Below are 17571 nucleotides of genomic sequence, written 5' to 3'. Positions count from 1 at the left end.
TTGTCGCGTTCAGGTTGCGTTACACCGCGGTTCACGCCACGGTGTAACGCATGACTGCGCCCGAGCCCACCACCGACGGTTCCTATCGCGACCGAATCGCAGCCGTCGAGCCGGGCGGCAACGAGTACATCGCCGAGGCCGATCGACACGGGCGCCCCAGCCAACTGCTGTGGACCTGGGCGTCGCCGAACCTCGAATTCGCCACCATCTTCCTTGGCGTGCTCGCCGTCTCCTATTTCGGTATGAACTTCTGGCAGGCCGCGGCAGGCATCATCGTGGGCGCCGGCCTCGGTGCGCTGGCGCACTACTTTCTCTCCGCGCGGGGGCCGCAGCTCGGCGTGCCGCAGATGGTGTTGGGGCGCTTGCCGTTCGGCTTCCGGGGCAACGCGGTGCCGTCGGTGCTGATGGCGGTCACCGCCGGCGTCGGCTGGTTCGCCACCAACAGTGTCAGCGGCGCATTCGCCCTCTCGACGCTGTTCGGCATCGGCGCGTTGCCTGCGCTGGTGCTCGTGGTGGCCGTGCAGACCGCGCTGGCCTTCTTCGGCCACAATCTGGTGCAGGCGTTCGAGCGCTGGGCGTTCCCGGTGCTCGCCGTGATCTTCGCGATCACGTCGGTGATCATCATGTCGAAGGCCGACCTGGGTGCACCCGCGGTCGACGGTGGCGTGGGCGGCATGGGCGGTTTCCTGCTGACGGTCGGAACCACGTTCGGCTATGTGGCCGGGTGGGCGCCCTATGCCGCCGACTTCAGCCGCTACCTGCCCAGTACGGTCTCGCCGGTGCGCACCGGACTGTTCGCCGCCGCCGGTCTGTTCTCGGCGTGCACGATTCTCGCGATCGTCGGTGCGGCCTCGGTCACCATCGTGACGGCGCCGACCGACAACCCGACCGACGCGTTCACGAGCTCGCTGCCCGGGTGGTTGGCCGGAGCCACGCTGCTGGCGATCGCGATCGGGGCCATCGCCGCGAACGCGATCAACGTCTACTCGGCAGGCATGGCGTTCGTCACCACCGGCGTGAAGTTGCCCGCCCACATCGCGCGGGCGCTGGCCACAGCGGTATTCGGGGTTGCCGGGTTCCTCGTCGCCTGGTGGGCGCTTGCCGACGCCGCCACCAGCTACAAGGGCTTCCTGTTCCTGATCGCCTATTGGGTCGGCCCGTGGCTGGGCGTCGTCTTCGCCGATCAGTATCTGCGCCGCGGTCACCGGGTCGACGGATTTCTCTATGACCGCAATTACTCCAACTGGCCGGGGCTACTGTCGTTCCTGATCGGTCTGGTGGTGTCGGTGCTGCTGTTCTGCAACCAGGAGTTGTTCGTGGGTTATGTGGTGCGGGCGGTGCCCGAGCTCGGTGACATCGGCTTCTTCGTCGGATTCGCACTCGCGGCGGGTTGCTATCTGGCGCTGTGCCGATCGAAGATCCAGGCCGAGCGCGTGGTGGCCGCGGCATGACGCCGGAACAGATGCTCGATGTCGCGGTGGATGAGGCCCGAAAGGGCTTGGCGGAAGGCGGTATTCCAATCGGGGCGGCACTGTTCACCACCGATGGGGTGCTGCTTGGCAGCGGACGCAACCGCCGCGTGCAGAATGATGACCCGTCGGTGCACGGTGAGACCGACGCGTTCCGCAATGCAGGCAGGCAGCGTGACTACCGGTCGACGGTCATGGTGACGACACTCTCACCGTGTTGGTACTGCAGCGGTCTGGTACGCCAGTTCAACATCGGCGCGGTGGTGATCGGCGAGGCGAAGACGTTCTCCGGCGGCCACGACTGGCTTGCCGAAAACGGTGTGCAGATCACACTGCTCGAAGATCAGCGGTGCGTGTCGATGATGGAGGAGTTCATCGCGGCACGGCCCGAACTATGGAACGAGGATATCGGGGTGGCTGAATGAGTGCCATTGCGACAGTGGACATATCGCGCTGGTATGCCGGCGGTGCCGAGGCGGACGCGGTAGCCGCCGAGGTCGACGCCGGTCTGCAGCGGGCCGGCTTCATCGTGGTCACCGGCCACGGCGTCGACACCGATCTGGCGGCCCGGGTGCGTGCGGCCAGCCGCGAGTTCTTCGCCCTGCCCGCCGACGTCAAGCAGCGCTACTCGGTGCCGGTCGGTGGCCACGGCTGGATCGGCCCCGGTGCCGAGGCCAACGGCTACGCCGAAGGCACCGAGACCCCACCCGACCTCAAGGAGAGCTACAGCCTGGGCGCCGAGACCGCGACCGGCGACCCCGACATCGACCGGATCTGGTTCGCGCCCAACGTGTGGCCGGCCGAGGTGCCCGCATTGCAGCCGTTGGTCGCCGAGTACACCGCGGCGATGCGCAAGCTGTCCGACGACCTGCTCGCACTGTTCGCCCACGCGCTGGGTCTGTCGGTCAATCCTTTTGTGGCCCTTGCTGACCGGCCGACATGGACGATGAACATCAACCACTACCCGCCGGTGAGCGTCGTGGGGGAGCCCGAGCCCGGCCAGTTCCGGATCGGCCCGCACACCGACTTCGGCACCGTGACCGTGCTGGATCGCGAGCCCGGCGCGGGCGGCCTGCAGGTGTACTCCGAGGCCGAGGGTTGGGAGGACGCGCCGTGGGAGCCGGGCGCGCTCACGATCAACATCGGCGATCTCCTCGAATACTGGAGCGGTCGCCGCTGGCCGTCGGGACGCCATCGGGTGCTACCGCCGCAACCGCATGCGCCGGAAGAGGATCTGGTTTCGCTGATCTACTTCTACGAGGCCAACCATGACGCGTTGGTGACTCCGCTGGAGCCGCCCGTCGGCCGCGTGTCGGGCCTGGAACCCGTTACGTCGTCAGCGTTCATCAAGGAACGGCTCGACGCCATCACCGTGGGGTGACTGCCCGGCCGCGTCCAGTTCGGCGAGGTGATCGGCGGTCAGGTTGATGTCGCCCGCGCGGAGGTTCTCCTCGAGGTGCTCGACGGACGTGGTCCCGGCGATCAACAGTGTGTTGGGTGCGTGGGCCAGCAGCCAAGCCAACCCGACCTGGGCGCCGCTGACGCCGAGCTCGACCGCGATACGTTGCACCACAGGGTTTTCCGCGACTTTCGGAAAGCCGGGGAACGCCGAGCCGAGCGGGAAGAACGGCACCCACGCGATGCCGTGCTCGGCGCACAACGCCAGTTCGGCTTCGCGTTCGCGGTTCAGCACGCTGTAGGCGTTCTGCACGCACACGATGCCGGCAGGCAGCGCGCGCCGCAGCGCGTCGATGTCGACATTGCTGATACCGATCGCGCCGATCTTGCCCTCGTCACGCAGCGCGATCATCTCGGCCAGCTGGTCGTCGAGATCGACGACCTGGTCGCCCTCGGCGATCACGCCGGGCCCGATGTCGGCGCGTCGCAGGTTGACCACCGCGATCCGGTCGAGACCCAGCTGGGCCAGATCGAGCTCGACGGCGGCACGCAGTTCGGCGGGATGCTGGGCCAGCGCGAGCGGTATGCGGCCGGTGGCGGGCCGCGCGCCGACCTTGCTGACGATGACGAGGCCGTCGGCATACGGCGACAGCGCGTCCCGGATGCGGCGGTTGACCTCGCCGTCGTCGTAGAACGACGCGGTGTCGATGTGGTTGACGCCAAGCTCCGCGGCGCGGCGCAGCACCGCGATGGCATCCCGGTGAGGGAGTTCGCGTCCGAGCCCCATGGCGCCGTAGCCGATGCGCGCCACCGCCTGCTCGCCGATGGTGCCGATGCCGCCGGGATGCGATGTGCCCATGCTGTGCTCCTGAACTGCGATACTGGAAAACCGATGCGGAGGAACCTCCGCTTCTTCACCGTAACAAAACGGAGGTGCCTCCGCTATGGCGGAACGGGCTGACGCGAAACGCAACCGCGAACGGCTTCTCGCGGCCGCGGCGGCCGCCTTCGCGGCGGCGGACGGCGTCGTATCCCTCGAGGCGATCGCCCGCGACGCCGGCGTCGGCATCGGCACGCTGTACCGGCACTTTCCCAGTCGCGAGGCGCTCATCGAGGCCGTCTACCGTGCTGAACTCGCCGAGGTCTCCTCCTCGGCCACCGAACTCCTGGCTTCCAACCCGCCCACGGTGGCGTTACGTCAGTGGATGAACCGCTACGCCGAGTTCGTCGCGGCGAAGCGGGGGATGGCCGAGTCGCTGCGGGCCGTGTTCGAATCCGGGGCCGTCGATCACAACGACACCCGCATGAGCATCGTCGGGGCGGTCGAGCTGCTGCTCGAAGCGGGCGCCGCCGACGGCAGTGTGCGCGCCGATGTCCGTGCCGAGGACGTCGTGTCGAGCCTGCTCGGAATCTTCCTCGCGAGCGGCTCGGCCGAGCAGGCGCAGCGAATGCTCGACCTCCTGGCGGCCGGCGTCAGAGCGGGCGCAAAGCCGGGCCGCTGACGCGTTAGGGTTACCGCCATGCGCGTCTACGTCGGTGCCGACCATGCCGGACTCGAATTCAAGAAAACGATCATCGAGCATTTGGAGAAGACCGGCCACGAGCCGATCGACTGCGGGGCGTACACCTACGACGCCGACGACGACTACCCGGCGTTCTGCATCGCCGCGGCCGAGAAGACCGTGGCCGATCCCGGCAGCCTTGGCATCGTGCTCGGTGGCTCAGGCAACGGTGAGCAGATCGCCGCGAACAAGGTGCCCGGCGCACGCTGCGCGCTGGCCTGGAGTGTCGAGACCGCGAAGCTCGCCCGCGAGCACAACAACGCGCAGCTGATCGGTATCGGCGGCCGCATGCACACCACCGAGGAAGCACTCGCGATCGTCGACGCGTTCCTGTCCACACCGTGGTCGGAGGCCGAGCGGCACCAGCGCCGGATCGACATCATGGCTGAGTACGAGCGCACCCACGTCGCGCCGCCGGTTCCGGGCGCCCCGGCCTGACACGTGCCGGAAGGGCACACCCTGCACCGGCTGGCCCGGCTGCATCAACGCCGCTTCGGCCGCGCCCCCGTCGTGGTGTCGAGCCCGCAGGGCCGCTTCACCGACGGCGCGGCCGCGGTCAACGGGCACGTCCTCAAACGCGCGACCGCATGGGGTAAGCACCTGTTCCACCACTACGACGGTGGCCGGGTGGTCCATATCCACCTCGGGCTGTACGGCACGTTCACCGAGGCGCCCGTGCCGTTACCCGCACCGGTCGGCCAGGTGCGGATGCGCATGGTTGGCGCCGAGTACGGAACCGATCTGCGCGGTCCGACCGTCTGCGAGCTCATCGCCGAACCCGAGATCGTCGACGTCGTCGCCAAACTCGGTCCCGACCCGCTCCGTCCCGATGCCGACCCCGCGCTGGCCTGCAAGCGAATCACCAAGTCCCGCAGACCCATCGGAGCATTGCTGATGGATCAGGCGGTGATCGCCGGCGTCGGCAACGTCTACCGCAGCGAGCTCCTGTTCCGCCACCGCCTCGACCCGCACCTGCCCGGAACCCGGTTGGACCAGGCGGAGTTCGACGCGATGTGGACCGACCTGGTCGAGCTGATGAAGGTGGGGGTGCGCCGCGGAAAGATCGTCGTCGTGCGACCCGAACACGACCACGGTGCCCCGTCGTACCGGACCGGGCGGCCTCGTACGTACGTCTACCGCAGGGCGGGGGAGCCGTGCCGGGTGTGTGCGACACCGGTGCGCACCGCGGAGTTGGAGGGGCGCAACCTGTTCTGGTGCCCCACCTGCCAGGCCTGACGCCGCATTCCGCTGGATTCCGTCGTCGGGCACGCGACGCTGTTTGACGGGACAATCTCGGGGTGGAACTGATCCTCGTCGTCGTCGGAGCCATCGTCGTCACGGCCATCGCGCACCGGCGGGGTCTGGAACCCGCGCTCATCATCGTCGTGATCGGCAGTGCGGTGTCGTTCCTGCCGGAGTTCGAACCGCCCGAACTGGATTCGCACATCCTGCTGACCGTGGTGTTGCCCCCGCTGCTCTATTCGGCCGCGCTCGACTTCTCGTTCCCCACATTCATGCGCAACATCCGTCCGATCCTCGGCCTCGGTGTCGGCCTTGTTGTGGTGACGGCCTTCGCGGTCGCGGCGGTGTCGTCGTGGTTGGTGGTGGTGCCGTTGACCTTTGCGACGGCCCTCGTGCTCGGTGCGATCGTCGCGCCGCCCGATGCGGTCACCGCCGTGGCGGTCGGTCGCAAACTCGGTCTGCCCAAGCGGGTCATGGCGATCCTCACCGGCGAGAGCCTGATCAACGACGCCGCGGCACTCACCCTGTTCTCGATCGCGGTCGCTCAAGTCGCCGGCGGTCACACATTCATCGAGAACCCGTTCCTGTTGTTCGGCTACAGCGCCACCGTCGGGCCGATCGTCGGTGCGGTGCTGGGCTATGTGACGTTGTGGATCCGCAAGCGGCTGGCCAATCCCGGCCTGGAGACCATCCAGGGTCTGGTCGTGCCGTTCGCGGCATTCATCGCGGCAGAGGAACTGCATGCGTCCGGCGTGCTGGCTGTCGTGGTGGCCGGGTTCGTGGTCGGCAACGGGAATCTGGGCGCGGGCTATCAGACCCGGCTGCAGGAGCGGTATGTGTGGAACTCGGTCGACGTGCTGCTGGAGGCGTTCGTGTTCGCCTACATCGGACTGCATCTGCGGTTCGTGCTGGAGGATCTGCGGCAGGCCCACGAGTCGCTGGCCGAGGTCGCGGTCGCGTCGACCATCGTGTTGCTGATCGTTCTGGTGATCCGGCCGTTGTCGGTGTTCGCAATATTCGGGCGTAACAAGCTCTCCCGGCACATGGAGAACAAATTCAGTGTGCCCGTACCGGCGAGCGGGGGGCGTGGCGCGCTCGGCGTCAAGCCGCGCAACAAGCCGAAGGCCAAGTGGCGCACCATGATCGACCGGCGAGCGTTGAGCTGGCGCGAGAACGTGGTGGTGTCCTGGACGGGGATGCGCGGCGTGGTGACGCTGGCCGCCGCCGCGGCCATACCGGTCACGACGGTCACGGGCGAGCCGTTTCCCGAGCGTGCCACCATCCAGGCGATCGCGTTCGTGGTGAGCGTCGGCACGTTGTTGATCCAGGGCTGGTCGCTGCCGTGGCTCATCCGGCGCCTGCATCTGTCGCGCTTCTCGGACGATCACGCGGCCGACCGCGAAGAGGAACTCAAGGCCGAGCGCGTGGTCCATGACGCCGCGGACGTCGTCCTCGCGGAGTTCCTGGCGCATCCGCCCGCAGGCCTGAACCCTCGCGTGGCGGCCGAGATTCACGCGATGATCGCGCGGCACTCACAGGACGCCGACGAGATGCCCGACCCGGAGGCGCTCACCAAGCGGGCCGCGGTGTTCTCGTCGCTCTACCGCGACGTGCTGTCCGCGCAGCGGGCCGCGCTCATCGCCGAGCGCGATGCGGGCCACATCGAGGACGAAGCGGCGCGGGCCATGCTCGAACGCCTCGATCTGCAGGAGGCCGGGGTGTCGGCGCGGCTCGACAGCCGGCTCTGATCAGGCGTCAGAAGCCGCCGAAATCCCCACCGAAGTCGCCACCGCCGAAATCGCCGCCGCCGTCCCAGCCGCCGGTGTCCATGCCGCCCCAATCGCCGGCGCTGTCACCGCCGCCGTCCATTCCGGAATCCTGGCCGGCCGCGAATCCGTCGGAATAGCCGTCGCCGTAACCGCTTTCGAAACCCTGTGCGCCGTAGTCAACCCCGTGCATGCCGGAGAACAGCGCGTCGAACAGCAGCACCGAGCCCAAACCCCAGGCGCCTGCGATCAGCGCGGGCTTCCACCACGGCTCGGAGTACCAGCCCGCGGGCACCGGCCGCCCGGCGACCCGGCCGCCGGGGTAGTAGTTCGGCGTGCGCTGTGACGGCGTGGGGGAGGCCTCGATCTCGCGGCCCTCGAAGTTGATGCGCCGGTCCTCGGTGACCGCGCCCGCGGTGCGCTGCCCGGCGAGCGATTCGAGTTCGGGTCCCGGGTCCATACCCATCGCGGTGCGGGCGGCACGGACGTAGTACAGCCCCTCGATCGCGCTCTCCTTGGCCAGTGCGGCCTGCTTGACGGTCGTGGCCTGGTCGATCTGGGACGACGCCGCGGTGTAGCGCTCCGACGCGTCGGCAAGGGCCTGCTTGGCGGCGTCGTCGCTGCCGGTCAGGTTGAGCACCTGCCCGCCGAGCCGCTCGATGACGCGCCGTGCATCGGCCTTCGCGTCGGCGAGCGTCTCCGCGGAGCGGCGGCCGTTCGCCTTCGACGAGCTGTAGACCACGAACGCGATCGCGGCGATGACGAGGATGATCAGTACCAGCACGAAGCCGTTCATGGCGTCCAGCGTACCTACAGGAAACGGTGTTTCCGGGTCTGTGAGCAGGCCCTTAAATTACGCCCAGAGCGGAGTAGACCTCGTTGGACAGCGCGACGGTTCGGGGATCGGCATTGCACTTCGTCGCGTCGAAGTGGTTCATCACGTACGCGTAGCCGATGCGGTGCTCGAGGTCGACGAACGCGAACGAGCCGCCCGATCCGCCGTGTCCGAACGTGCGGGGATTGGGTCCTGCGACGCCGCGTTGGTTGAGCATGTAGCCGAGGCCCCAGCCATGGTCGGCGACCCGCGGGCCCAGCACCACGTCGGTGTCGAAGCCGCCCTGCGACACCCGGCACAACTCCATGTGCTCACGGCTCAGCAGTTTCTCCTGGGCCAGCGCGTTGTAGAACGTCGCCATGCCCAAGGCCGACACGTGGGCGTTGGTGCTCGGGAACTCGGCCGACCGCCAGGTGTCGAGACAGTGCACACCGAGTTCGTCATCGGGCACGAAGTTCATCGACACGGCCCAGCCGGCCATCGGGTGGACGTCCAACGCGTCCGGCGGTGCGACGAACCCGCTGTCGGCCAACAGGCCCTGCACGGTCGGCTTGTTCACCATGTCCGCACAGCGGTGGTGTTCGACGGCAGGCAGCCCGATGTGTACGTCGATGCCCAGTGGCTCGGCGATCTCGGTGCGCAGATACTGGCCCAGCGTTCGGCCGGTGACCCGGCGGATCACCTCACCGAGGATGAACCCGAACGTGACCACGTGATAGCCCTGCGCGGTGCCCGGTTGCCACCACGGTTCGGCAGCGGCGATGCGTGCGCACACGCCGTCCCAGTCGGCGACGTCGCGCCAGTCCATGGGTTCCCGAGGGCCGATGACCCCCGACCGATGCCCGAGAACCATCGCCAGGGTGATGTCCTGCTTGCCTGACTGCGCGAACTCCGGCCAATAGCGGGCGACCGGAGCGTTCAGGTCCAGCTCACCACGGTCGGCGAGCAGGTGCACACACGTGCTGGTGAGGCCCTTCGACCCGGAGAAGATGCTGGCCAGGGTGTCTTCACGCCAGGGACGGTTGCCAGCGGCGTCCGCCTGCCCACCCCAGAGATTGACCACCAGGTCACCCTCGACCCACACCGCGACCGCGGCGCCGATCTCACCGCGCTCGGCGAAGTTCTGCTCGAACGCGTCGCGGACAGCGCCGAATTCCGGTGCGCAGCTGCCGGCGATGGTGCTCATCTCGGGCATTGGACTCCTGCACAGGTCTGGCGGCATGGGGCGCGTTTCAACGTCGACGCGCGCCGTCGGTTTCAAGATCGCTCGGGGACCCCCGCCTGTTACTCAATGTAGGTCGAGGTCTTCGGGAACGCAGCAGCCGAGACGAATCGGAAGTGATTCGAGACTGAGCCGTGATGGGCGACCTTGTGCTGCTCATTTATGACATCGGCCGATGGCACTGTGGCGTGCGAAACGCCCGCAACGGCCGAGAACACCCGGCGATGGCAATAAAAAACCGCCCGATGCGGGCGGTTTCTTGGAGCGGGCGACGGGAATCGAACCCGCGTAGCTAGTTTGGAAGACTAGGGCTCTACCATTGAGCTACGCCCGCATGTGCACCAGCACTGTACCGGTGTGCCCCGAATCAAATCCAATTGAATGCTCCGTGTCGCCAGCACGTAGTATCTCGCGTGGTCCTTTTCGCGGGCGTGTCGGCTGGCGGATCGACCACGGACACGGGGTGTAGCGCAGCTTGGTAGCGCATCCGCTTTGGGAGCGGAAGGCCGCAGGTTCAAATCCTGTCACCCCGACTCACCCGTCAGTACGACAGAACTATCTAGGAGCAAGAAGAGTGAAGAGCACGGTCGAGCAGTTGAGCCCCACGCGGGTGCGCATCAATGTGGAGGTGCCCTTCACCGAGCTTGAGCCGGACTTCGACCGCGCTTTCAAGGAGCTCGCCAAGCAGGTCCGGCTGCCCGGGTTCCGCCCAGGCAAGGCTCCGCGCAAGCTGCTGGAGGCCCGCATCGGCCGCGGCGCCGTGCTGGAGCAGGTCGTCAACGACGCGCTGCCGGCCCGCTACAGCGAGGCCGTCTCGACCCAGGACGTCAAGCCGCTCGGCCAGCCTGAGATCGAGATCACCAAGCTCGAGGACAACGAGGAGCTGGTGTTCACCGCCGAGGTCGACGTTCGTCCCGAGATCACGCTGCCCGATCTGGAGGCGCTGAAGATCACGGTCGACCCGATCGAGGTGACCGACGAGGAGGTCGACACCGAGCTGCAGAACCTGCGGGCCCGGTTCGGCACCCTGACCGGTGTCGAGCGCGGCGCGCAGGAGGGTGACTTCGTCTCGATCGACCTGTCGGCCACCGTCGACGGCAACGAGGTGCCCGAGGCCGCCACCGAGGGTCTGTCGCACGAGGTCGGTTCCGGTCAGCTCATCGAGGGCCTCGACGACGCCATCACGGGTTTGAAGGCAGGCGAGTCCAAGGTCTTCACCACCAAGCTCGCCGCCGGTGAGTACGCCGGTCAGGATGCCGAGGTCACGGTGACCGTCAAGTCCGTCAAGGAGCGCGAGCTTCCTGAGCCCGACGACGACTTCGCCCAGCTGGCAAGCGAATTCGACACGATCGACGAGTTGAAGAACAGCCTCACCGATCAGGTGCGCCGCGTGAAGAGCGTGCAGCAGGCCGAGCAGATCCGCGACAAGGCAATCGAGGCGCTGCTGGAGCAGACCGAGGTTCCGCTGCCGGAGAAGATCGTTCAGGCTCAGATCGACGAGACCCTGCACAACGCGATCCACGGGCTCGACCACGACGAGGACAAGTTCGCCGAGCAGCTGACCGAACAGGGCAGCAGCCGCGAGGAGTTCGACACCGACAACCGCGGCAACGCCGAGAAGGCCGTCAAGACCCAGCTGCTGATGGACGCCGTCGCCGACAAGCTCGACATCCAGGTCGGCCAGAACGACCTCACCGAGCGGCTCGTGCTGATGTCGCGCCAGTACGGCCTTGAGCCGCAGCAGCTGATCCAGATCCTGCAGCAGAACAACCAGCTCCCGGCGATGTTCGCCGACGTGCGCCGTGGCCTGACCATCGCCGCCGTGGTGCACGCCGCAACCGTCACCGACACCGACGGCAACGTGATCGACACCACGGAGTTCTTCGGGCCGTCGGGTGAGCAGGCCGCTGAGGGCGCCGCCGAGGACGCCGACAGCGAGACCGCCGACGAGGCCGACGACACCGCCAAGTGACGCTGTGAGCGAACGCGGGCCTCTACGGGCATGCGCGGCGGCCCAGGTTGGTTAGTGTCGTCAGTACCAATGCGTTTACAAAAGACGTAGAAGAAAGCAGGTATCCAGTCGTGACTGACATGCGTGGCGCCGGACAGGGGCTCAACCTTGTCGACTCGGTGTACGAGCGGCTGCTCTCCGAGCGGATCATCTTCCTGGGTTCCCAAGTGGACGACGACATCGCCAACCGGCTGTGCGCGCAGATCCTGTTGCTGTCGGCGGAGGATCCGACCAAGGACATCCACCTCTACATCAACTCGCCCGGCGGTTCGATCAGCGCGGGTATGGCGATCTACGACACCATGGTGTTGGCGCCGTGCGACATCGCCACCTACGCCATGGGCATGGCCGCGTCGATGGGCGAGTTCCTGCTCGCGGCGGGCACCAAGGGCAAGCGGTACGCCCTGCCCCATGCGCGCATCCTGATGCACCAGCCGCTCGGCGGTGTGACGGGTAGCGCGGCCGACATCGCGATCCAGGCCGAGCAGTTCGCGGTGATCAAGAAGGAGATGTTCCGCCTCAACGCGGAATTCACCGGGCAGACCATCGAGCGCATCGAGGCCGACTCCGACCGCGACCGCTGGTTCACCGCGCAGGAAGCCCTCGAGTACGGCTTCGTCGATCACATCATCACCAACGCCAACGTCAACGGCTCAGGGCCAGGAGCAGGACTCGACAAATGACCGACCACACGGACCCCCGTCTTCAGCCGCAGGCGCGCTACATCCTGCCGTCGTTCATCGAGCATTCGAGCTTCGGCGTCAAGGAGTCCAACCCGTACAACAAGCTGTTCGAGGAACGCATCATCTTCCTCGGCGTGCAGGTGGACGACGCGTCGGCCAACGACATCATGGCTCAGCTGCTCGTGCTCGAGTCGCTCGATCCCGACCGTGACATCACGATGTACATCAATTCGCCTGGTGGCTCGTTCACCTCGCTGATGGCCATCTACGACACCATGCAGTACGTGCGTGCCGACATCCAGACCGTGTGCCTTGGGCAGGCCGCCTCGGCCGCCGCGGTGCTGCTGGCCGCAGGCACGCCGGGTAAGCGCCTCGCGCTGCCGAACGCCCGGGTGCTGATCCACCAGCCCGCGCTGTCCGGCGTGATCCAGGGCCAGTTCTCCGATCTGGAGATTCAGGCCGCCGAGATCGAGCGCATGCGCACGCTGATGGAGACCACCCTGGCCCGCCACACCGGCAAGGACCCGGCCGTCATCCGCAAGGACACCGACCGCGACAAGATCCTGACGGCCGAAGAGGCCAAGGAGTACGGGATCATCGACACGGTGCTGGAGTACCGCAAGCTGTCGGCGCAGACCGCCTGAGTTCGACGTACAACTGACACGGCCCCCGGTTCATCCGGGGGCCGTGTCAGTTGTGTTGTGGCCCATCGGGATTCACGAGACCGTGGCGCAACGCGTACATGCTGGCGCCGATGCGGTTGGACACCCCGATCTTGGCGTAGGTGCGCTCGACGTGATTGCGTGCCGTCTTCTGGCTGATCACCAGTGACTGCGCGATCTCCTTGTTCGATGCGCCGCGCGCCACGAGGCGCAGCACGTCGACCTCACGCGGAGTCAGGCCGTCGGGCCGCACTTTCGGCCGATCGGCGCGCTGTCCGGCCGCGTGCAACACCGCCTCGACCGCGACCGCGTCGAGTTCGCCTGCCGTGACTTGCTCCCGTAACCGGCGCGCTGCCGCTGCCGGTGTCAGCCGTGGGCGGTAGGGCCTTGGCTCACAACCGGATTGGTAGCAGACCGCCGCCGCCAGTATCCGGTCGGGCAGGCCGAGCGCACTCTCGGTGAGACCGCGCGGATACCCGGATCCGTCGAGGCGCTCGTGGTGGTTGCCTGCGAGCTGAGCCACGGGTTGCAGCCCGCGGACCCGGCTCAGGATCCGCACCGTGAGATAGGGGTGTAGCCGGACGCGTTCGAACTCCGCCGCCGTCAACGGCCCTGCCTTGGACCAGATTTGGTTCGATACCCCGATTCGGCCGAGATCGTGGACGTGGCCGGCCCGCCGGGTTAACGCCACGGTGTCGGCGTCGAGCCCGGCAACCCTGGCCGACTGGGCGGCCAGCGCGGCCACGGCGCGGGAGTGGCCCAGCGTGAACGGGCACTTGAGGTCGACGAAATTGCCGAGCGCCATGAGCAATGCATCCAGGCCCTGCTCATCAAGATTCTCGTGGCGATCCGGTGCCTCCTGCAGGGCGGCCGCCCACGCGTCGCCCGTCGAAGGGCCTGCCAGGATCGCATCCGCATGGCGCACGAACACGTCGACCACGCGCGGGTCGAACTGACCCGCGCGCCGGCCGCGCGCGAGCGCTACCGCACCTGCGACCCCGCCGGTGCGGTGGTGGACTTCGGCCAGTTCGGCGAGTTGGGCGACGCGCATCTGGATCGGAATGTCGTCTCCGCGCGCTCCGGCAGGCATGCCGCCGCCGTCGTAGCGCTCGAATGTGTACGCCAGGGCAGCCTGCACGTCGGGTCCGAGGCCCATCCGATCGGCCAGCAGAGCCGCCGACGTGCAGTGCGAATGGATCATCCGCGACAGCTGACCGCGCGCGTCGACGAACAGCGTCGCCATCACGCTGAGCCGGTGCGCCAGCGGTTCGCCACGGGCGACATTGCTGATCAGGAAGCGCAGGAACGGCAGGCCGGACGCGTCGACGCGGTAGCTGTCGTGGCGCACCGCGATGTCGTCGCCGAACCACCGCGCGTATTCGTGGGAATCGGCATGACATCCGATCCACATGATCAGCGTCGTGTAGTACACGGTGTCGCGCTGCAGCCTGTCCAGACCGAGGCGGTCGGCCAGCCTGGTCGCGATCAGCGCCGAACGCAGCATGTGCTCGCTGGGTTGGCCAAGGCCGAGGTCGACCGCCACCGACAGGGCCGCCAGCAGTTCGGCTCGGCTCGGTGACTCGGTCGACGGCTCGGCCGGAGCCGGCTGCGAAGCCATTCGCTGATTATGCGCCTAGGCCGGAAGTCGATCCGTCGAACAGTACGGTGCGGTCGGCGGCGCGGTGGCGGGTCGCGTCGAACGTGTCGAAGTGTCCCGAACCGACCACGAATATCCCGCGCTGCGGCGGCCGGAAGTCCGCCAGGACGGCCTGCTTGGCAAGGGGGCCGGGCCGGCCCAGATCGGTGCCGTCCACCGTCGCCCGCCCGTCTGCCAACCACACCTGAGTGGGAGCGATCATGAAGCGCTGGCCGTTGGGGGCCGTGCCTGCCAGTTGGACGGTGCCCGCGCGCAGCAGGGTTCCTGCGGTGCGGCCGATGATGCCGAGCATTGTCGGGTTGGTCCACGATCGGGTCGGCAGCGCTCTACCGACGGCACTGACCAGGCGTGTCGATGCGGTCGAACGGATGTCGACAGTCCAGTCCAGCAATCCCGCGATGCCGACGTACAGCGTCCACGGATTCACCCACGCGACATCGATCTCGCACTGCACCGCGTCGTTCGGGGTGGCCGAACTGAAGTACCTGGCGCAGCTCTGCTGGCCCGGCGTGGTGGCATAGAACGTCCAGACGCCGTCGGGGCTGCGGTGCCACACCGATCGATAGCCCGGCGAGAACGTGGTCGCCGGAAAGTAGCGCAATGCCAGATAGTGGCCGCTGGCGAAGGGAAAGCCCATGACACCGAAGCCGACGAATCGTTCGTCGGCCCCGGAAGGCAGCGTCGGGTCGGACAGGACGGCGGTTGCGGCGTCCAACGGGGTACGTGATTTGGTCATGCCCCCACGCTGCTCCCGGTGTTCGCGCAGGGCATGGGGCGTTTGCCTCAAATCAGCGACCGCTGGTTTCCCGGCGCACGGTATCGTGGTTGCCGGCGAACACCACGGATCGGACGCCGTGATTTGACTTCCGTCGCATCACCGTGGCGACACGCCAAGGACACAGACAGCGTGCCGACGGGTGGGATGCCACCGGGAGCGATATGTTCTCCTGCACACGGATAAATACCACCGGAGCGATTCGGCCTTAAGGTCGCACCGTGACGGAACGAACGGGTAGCGTCGGGTTTACGCCCGGGGTGACCCACCGAGTGGCGTAACGACCGACCGCGAACAGGAAGTAGGACCTCCCCACATGGCGCGCATTGGAGACGGTGGTGACCTGCTGAAGTGCTCGTTCTGTGGGAAGAGCCAGAAGCAAGTCAAAAAGCTCATCGCGGGTCCGGGCGTATATATCTGCGACGAGTGCATCGACCTGTGCAACGAGATCATCGAGGAGGAGCTCGCCGACGCCGACGACGTCAAACTCGACGAGTTGCCCAAACCCGCGGAGATCCGCGAGTTCCTCGAGGGTTACGTCATCGGTCAGGACACGGCGAAGCGGACGCTCGCGGTAGCGGTCTACAACCACTACAAGCGGATTCAGGCGGGGGAGAAGTCCCGCGACTCCCGGTCGGAGCCCGTCGAGCTGACCAAGTCCAACATCTTGATGCTCGGTCCCACCGGTTGCGGTAAGACGTACCTGGCGCAGACGCTCGCCAAGATGCTCAACGTCCCGTTCGCGATCGCCGACGCGACTGCGCTGACCGAGGCCGGCTATGTCGGTGAGGACGTCGAGAACATTCTGCTCAAGCTCATCCAGGCCGCCGACTATGACGTCAAGCGCGCCGAGACGGGCATCATCTACATCGACGAGGTCGACAAGATCGCCCGCAAGAGCGAGAACCCGTCGATCACGCGCGACGTGTCGGGCGAGGGCGTGCAGCAGGCGCTGCTGAAGATCCTTGAGGGCACACAGGCTTCGGTGCCGCCGCAGGGCGGGCGCAAGCATCCGCATCAGGAGTTCATCCAGATCGACACCACCAACGTGTTGTTCATCGTCGCGGGTGCGTTCGCGGGGCTGGAGAAGATCGTCTCCGACCGCGTCGGCAAGCGTGGTCTTGGCTTCGGTGCCGAGGTTCGGTCCAAGGCCGAGATCGACACCCAGGACCACTTCGCCGAGGTGATGCCCGAGGATCTGATCAAGTTCGGTCTGATTCCCGAGTTCATCGGCCGGCTCCCCGTCGTGGCCTCGGTGACCAACCTCGACAAGGAGTCGCTGGTCAAGATCCTCTCGGAGCCCAAGAACGCCCTCGTCAAGCAGTACGTGCGGCTGTTCGAGATGGACGGCGTTGAACTGGAGTTCACCGGTGACGCGCTCGAGGCCATCGCCGATCAGGCCATTCACCGTGGCACCGGCGCCCGCGGCCTGCGCGCGATCATGGAGGAAGTCCTGTTGCCGGTGATGTACGACATCCCGAGCCGCGACGACGTCGCCAAGGTCGTCGTGACCAAGGAGACCGTGCAGGACAACGTGTTGCCGACCATTGTGCCGCGCAAGCCTTCTCGCACGGAGCGGCGCGACAAGAGCGCCTGAGACTCATTTCCAAGAAGCCCCCGGGATGGACTATCGCGGGGGCTTCTTGCCGTCTGGTCGCGCTTCTGACGTCGCACTGATCCCGGCCAGCACGACCGTCAGCCCCGCTTCGAACGACGCGTCGGCATCGGGATTGAACAGCACCTCCCGGACTTGGGCGCCGAGGGGAAATTGCTCGAGATTCAGCACGTACGCATTGCTGTACGGGTTGTCTTCGTAGTCGACGCCGCTGCGAGCCTGCTCCTCGATCGTGCTGCCGGTCACGTAGTGCACCAGCGTCAGCACGGCCCGCGCGGCGGTGTCCAGACTGAAGCCGGCGGCCTGCAATTCGTTGAGCGCCAACTCATTGGCGGGCCGGGCCGACGGTGTCACCGAGCCGACGAACACCCTGGCACCGTCGCGGTAGGCCAGCATCGCGGCCCGGATCGCCCTCGCCACCTCGCCCAGCCAGTCGTGTGCCGTTTCGCCGGGCCTGCGCGGTCTGAGCCGATCGCAGATCTCGCGTGCGATGACGTCGGCCATCATGTCGAGCAGTTCCCGCTTGTTCTTCACATGCCAGTACAGCGTGGGTGCCTGGATACCGAGGGCGGTCGCCAGGATGCGCATCGACAACCCGTCGAGCCCGTGCTCGCCGAGCAGTTCGAGTCCCGTTCGTGCGATGAGCTCGCGGTTCAGTTTGGGCGCCACACGAT

The 17571-nt window shown here is 67.0% G+C and carries 17 protein-coding genes and 2 tRNA genes; 12 read left to right on the top strand and 7 right to left on the bottom strand.

Annotation, left to right across the window (positions count from 1 at the left end; all coding sequences use genetic code 11):
- The first annotated feature begins 50 nt into the window (after positions 1-50).
- Genes ACRCUN_RS16045 through ACRCUN_RS16035 form a run of 3 tightly spaced genes read left to right on the top strand, consistent with a single transcriptional unit; the run spans position 51 to position 2850 of the window.
- Positions 51-1451 carry a purine-cytosine permease family protein gene (locus tag ACRCUN_RS16045; RefSeq protein ID WP_462142607.1) on the top strand — a complete coding sequence of 467 codons (1401 nt, stop codon included), beginning with the start codon at positions 51-53 and terminating at the stop codon, positions 1449-1451.
- Entirely contained in the window at positions 1448-1894 is a 447-nt protein-coding gene (locus tag ACRCUN_RS16040; protein WP_462142606.1) for a nucleoside deaminase, read from the top strand. Before ACRCUN_RS16045 ends, ACRCUN_RS16040 begins: the two co-directional genes overlap by 4 nt.
- Positions 1891-2850 carry an isopenicillin N synthase family dioxygenase gene (locus tag ACRCUN_RS16035; RefSeq protein WP_462142605.1) on the top strand — a complete coding sequence of 320 codons (960 nt, stop codon included), beginning with the start codon at positions 1891-1893 and terminating at the stop codon, positions 2848-2850. The genes ACRCUN_RS16040 and ACRCUN_RS16035 overlap by 4 nt, the downstream gene beginning before the upstream one ends.
- Here the strand turns inward: ACRCUN_RS16035 and ACRCUN_RS16030 are convergent.
- Positions 2806-3726 (bottom strand): aldo/keto reductase, encoded by a 921-nt coding sequence (locus tag ACRCUN_RS16030; RefSeq protein ID WP_462142604.1) that lies wholly within the window; start codon positions 3724-3726, stop codon positions 2806-2808. The genes ACRCUN_RS16035 and ACRCUN_RS16030 overlap by 45 nt on opposite strands.
- A gap of 85 nt (positions 3727-3811) precedes the next feature.
- On the opposite strand from ACRCUN_RS16030, the gene ACRCUN_RS16025 reads away from it, so the two are divergent.
- The 4 genes from ACRCUN_RS16025 (at position 3812) to ACRCUN_RS16010 (ending at position 7419) form a co-directional block, all read left to right on the top strand.
- Positions 3812-4369, top strand: a complete 558-nt coding sequence (locus ACRCUN_RS16025; RefSeq protein ID WP_462142603.1) for a TetR/AcrR family transcriptional regulator — start codon at positions 3812-3814, stop codon at positions 4367-4369.
- An 18-nt stretch (positions 4370-4387) separates the two neighbouring features.
- Positions 4388-4867, top strand: coding sequence for a ribose-5-phosphate isomerase (locus ACRCUN_RS16020; protein ID WP_462142602.1), 480 nt, complete (start codon positions 4388-4390; stop codon positions 4865-4867).
- 3 nt (positions 4868-4870) lie between these two features.
- The gene (locus ACRCUN_RS16015; RefSeq protein ID WP_462142601.1) at positions 4871-5665 is read left to right on the top strand and encodes an Fpg/Nei family DNA glycosylase; all 795 of its coding nucleotides are present in this window, start codon (positions 4871-4873) and stop codon (positions 5663-5665) included.
- Positions 5666-5727: 62 nt separating this feature from the next.
- Positions 5728-7419 carry a cation:proton antiporter gene (locus tag ACRCUN_RS16010; protein ID WP_462142600.1) on the top strand — a complete coding sequence of 564 codons (1692 nt, stop codon included), beginning with the start codon at positions 5728-5730 and terminating at the stop codon, positions 7417-7419.
- Between the two features lie 7 nt (positions 7420-7426).
- Here ACRCUN_RS16010 and ACRCUN_RS16005 read toward each other — a convergent pair whose 3' ends face one another.
- The 3 genes from ACRCUN_RS16005 to ACRCUN_RS15995 all read right to left on the bottom strand — a co-directional run bounded on the left by ACRCUN_RS16005 (position 7427) and on the right by ACRCUN_RS15995 (position 9828).
- Positions 7427-8233 (bottom strand): DUF1542 domain-containing protein, encoded by an 807-nt coding sequence (locus tag ACRCUN_RS16005; protein WP_462142599.1) that lies wholly within the window; start codon positions 8231-8233, stop codon positions 7427-7429.
- A gap of 52 nt (positions 8234-8285) precedes the next feature.
- Entirely contained in the window at positions 8286-9458 is a 1173-nt protein-coding gene (locus ACRCUN_RS16000) for a serine hydrolase domain-containing protein (RefSeq protein ID WP_462142598.1), read from the bottom strand.
- A gap of 296 nt (positions 9459-9754) precedes the next feature.
- Positions 9755-9828 (bottom strand) — tRNA-Gly (locus ACRCUN_RS15995).
- Between the two features lie 125 nt (positions 9829-9953).
- Between ACRCUN_RS15995 and ACRCUN_RS15990 the strand changes: the two genes are divergently transcribed.
- The 4 genes from ACRCUN_RS15990 to clpP2 all read left to right on the top strand — a co-directional run bounded on the left by ACRCUN_RS15990 (position 9954) and on the right by clpP2 (position 12832).
- Positions 9954-10027, top strand: a tRNA-Pro gene (locus ACRCUN_RS15990).
- A 41-nt stretch (positions 10028-10068) separates the two neighbouring features.
- Positions 10069-11466, top strand: a complete 1398-nt coding sequence (gene tig / locus ACRCUN_RS15985; protein WP_462142597.1) for a trigger factor — start codon at positions 10069-10071, stop codon at positions 11464-11466.
- Between the two features lie 119 nt (positions 11467-11585).
- Positions 11586-12188 (top strand): ATP-dependent Clp protease proteolytic subunit, encoded by a 603-nt coding sequence (locus ACRCUN_RS15980; protein ID WP_067847346.1) that lies wholly within the window; start codon positions 11586-11588, stop codon positions 12186-12188.
- The gene (gene clpP2 / locus ACRCUN_RS15975; protein WP_067847342.1) at positions 12185-12832 is read left to right on the top strand and encodes an ATP-dependent CLP protease proteolytic subunit ClpP2; all 648 of its coding nucleotides are present in this window, start codon (positions 12185-12187) and stop codon (positions 12830-12832) included. The genes ACRCUN_RS15980 and clpP2 overlap by 4 nt, the downstream gene beginning before the upstream one ends.
- A 46-nt stretch (positions 12833-12878) precedes the next feature.
- Here clpP2 and ACRCUN_RS15970 read toward each other — a convergent pair whose 3' ends face one another.
- Both ACRCUN_RS15970 and ACRCUN_RS15965 read right to left on the bottom strand, forming a co-directional pair.
- Positions 12879-14468 carry an HD domain-containing phosphohydrolase gene (locus ACRCUN_RS15970; RefSeq protein ID WP_462142596.1) on the bottom strand — a complete coding sequence of 530 codons (1590 nt, stop codon included), beginning with the start codon at positions 14466-14468 and terminating at the stop codon, positions 12879-12881.
- Between the two features lie 7 nt (positions 14469-14475).
- Positions 14476-15243 carry a hypothetical protein gene (locus ACRCUN_RS15965; protein ID WP_462142595.1) on the bottom strand — a complete coding sequence of 256 codons (768 nt, stop codon included), beginning with the start codon at positions 15241-15243 and terminating at the stop codon, positions 14476-14478.
- 355 nt (positions 15244-15598) lie between these two features.
- Here ACRCUN_RS15965 and clpX point away from each other — a divergent pair, with 355 nt between their 5' ends.
- A complete protein-coding gene (gene clpX, locus ACRCUN_RS15960; protein ID WP_462142594.1) occupies positions 15599-16879 on the top strand; it encodes an ATP-dependent Clp protease ATP-binding subunit ClpX in 1281 nt (426 codons plus the stop codon).
- Between the two features lie 30 nt (positions 16880-16909).
- Here clpX and ACRCUN_RS15955 read toward each other — a convergent pair whose 3' ends face one another.
- Complete coding sequence (locus ACRCUN_RS15955) at positions 16910-17566, bottom strand: TetR/AcrR family transcriptional regulator C-terminal domain-containing protein (RefSeq protein ID WP_462142593.1); 657 nt, start codon at positions 17564-17566, stop codon at positions 16910-16912.
- Between the last annotated feature and the right edge of the window lie 5 nt (positions 17567-17571).

The sequence above is a fragment of the Mycobacterium venezuelense genome, from assembly GCF_054919535.1.
The sequence above is the reverse complement of the archived record's forward strand: the minus strand, read 5'-3'. Positions and strand labels throughout refer to the sequence as shown.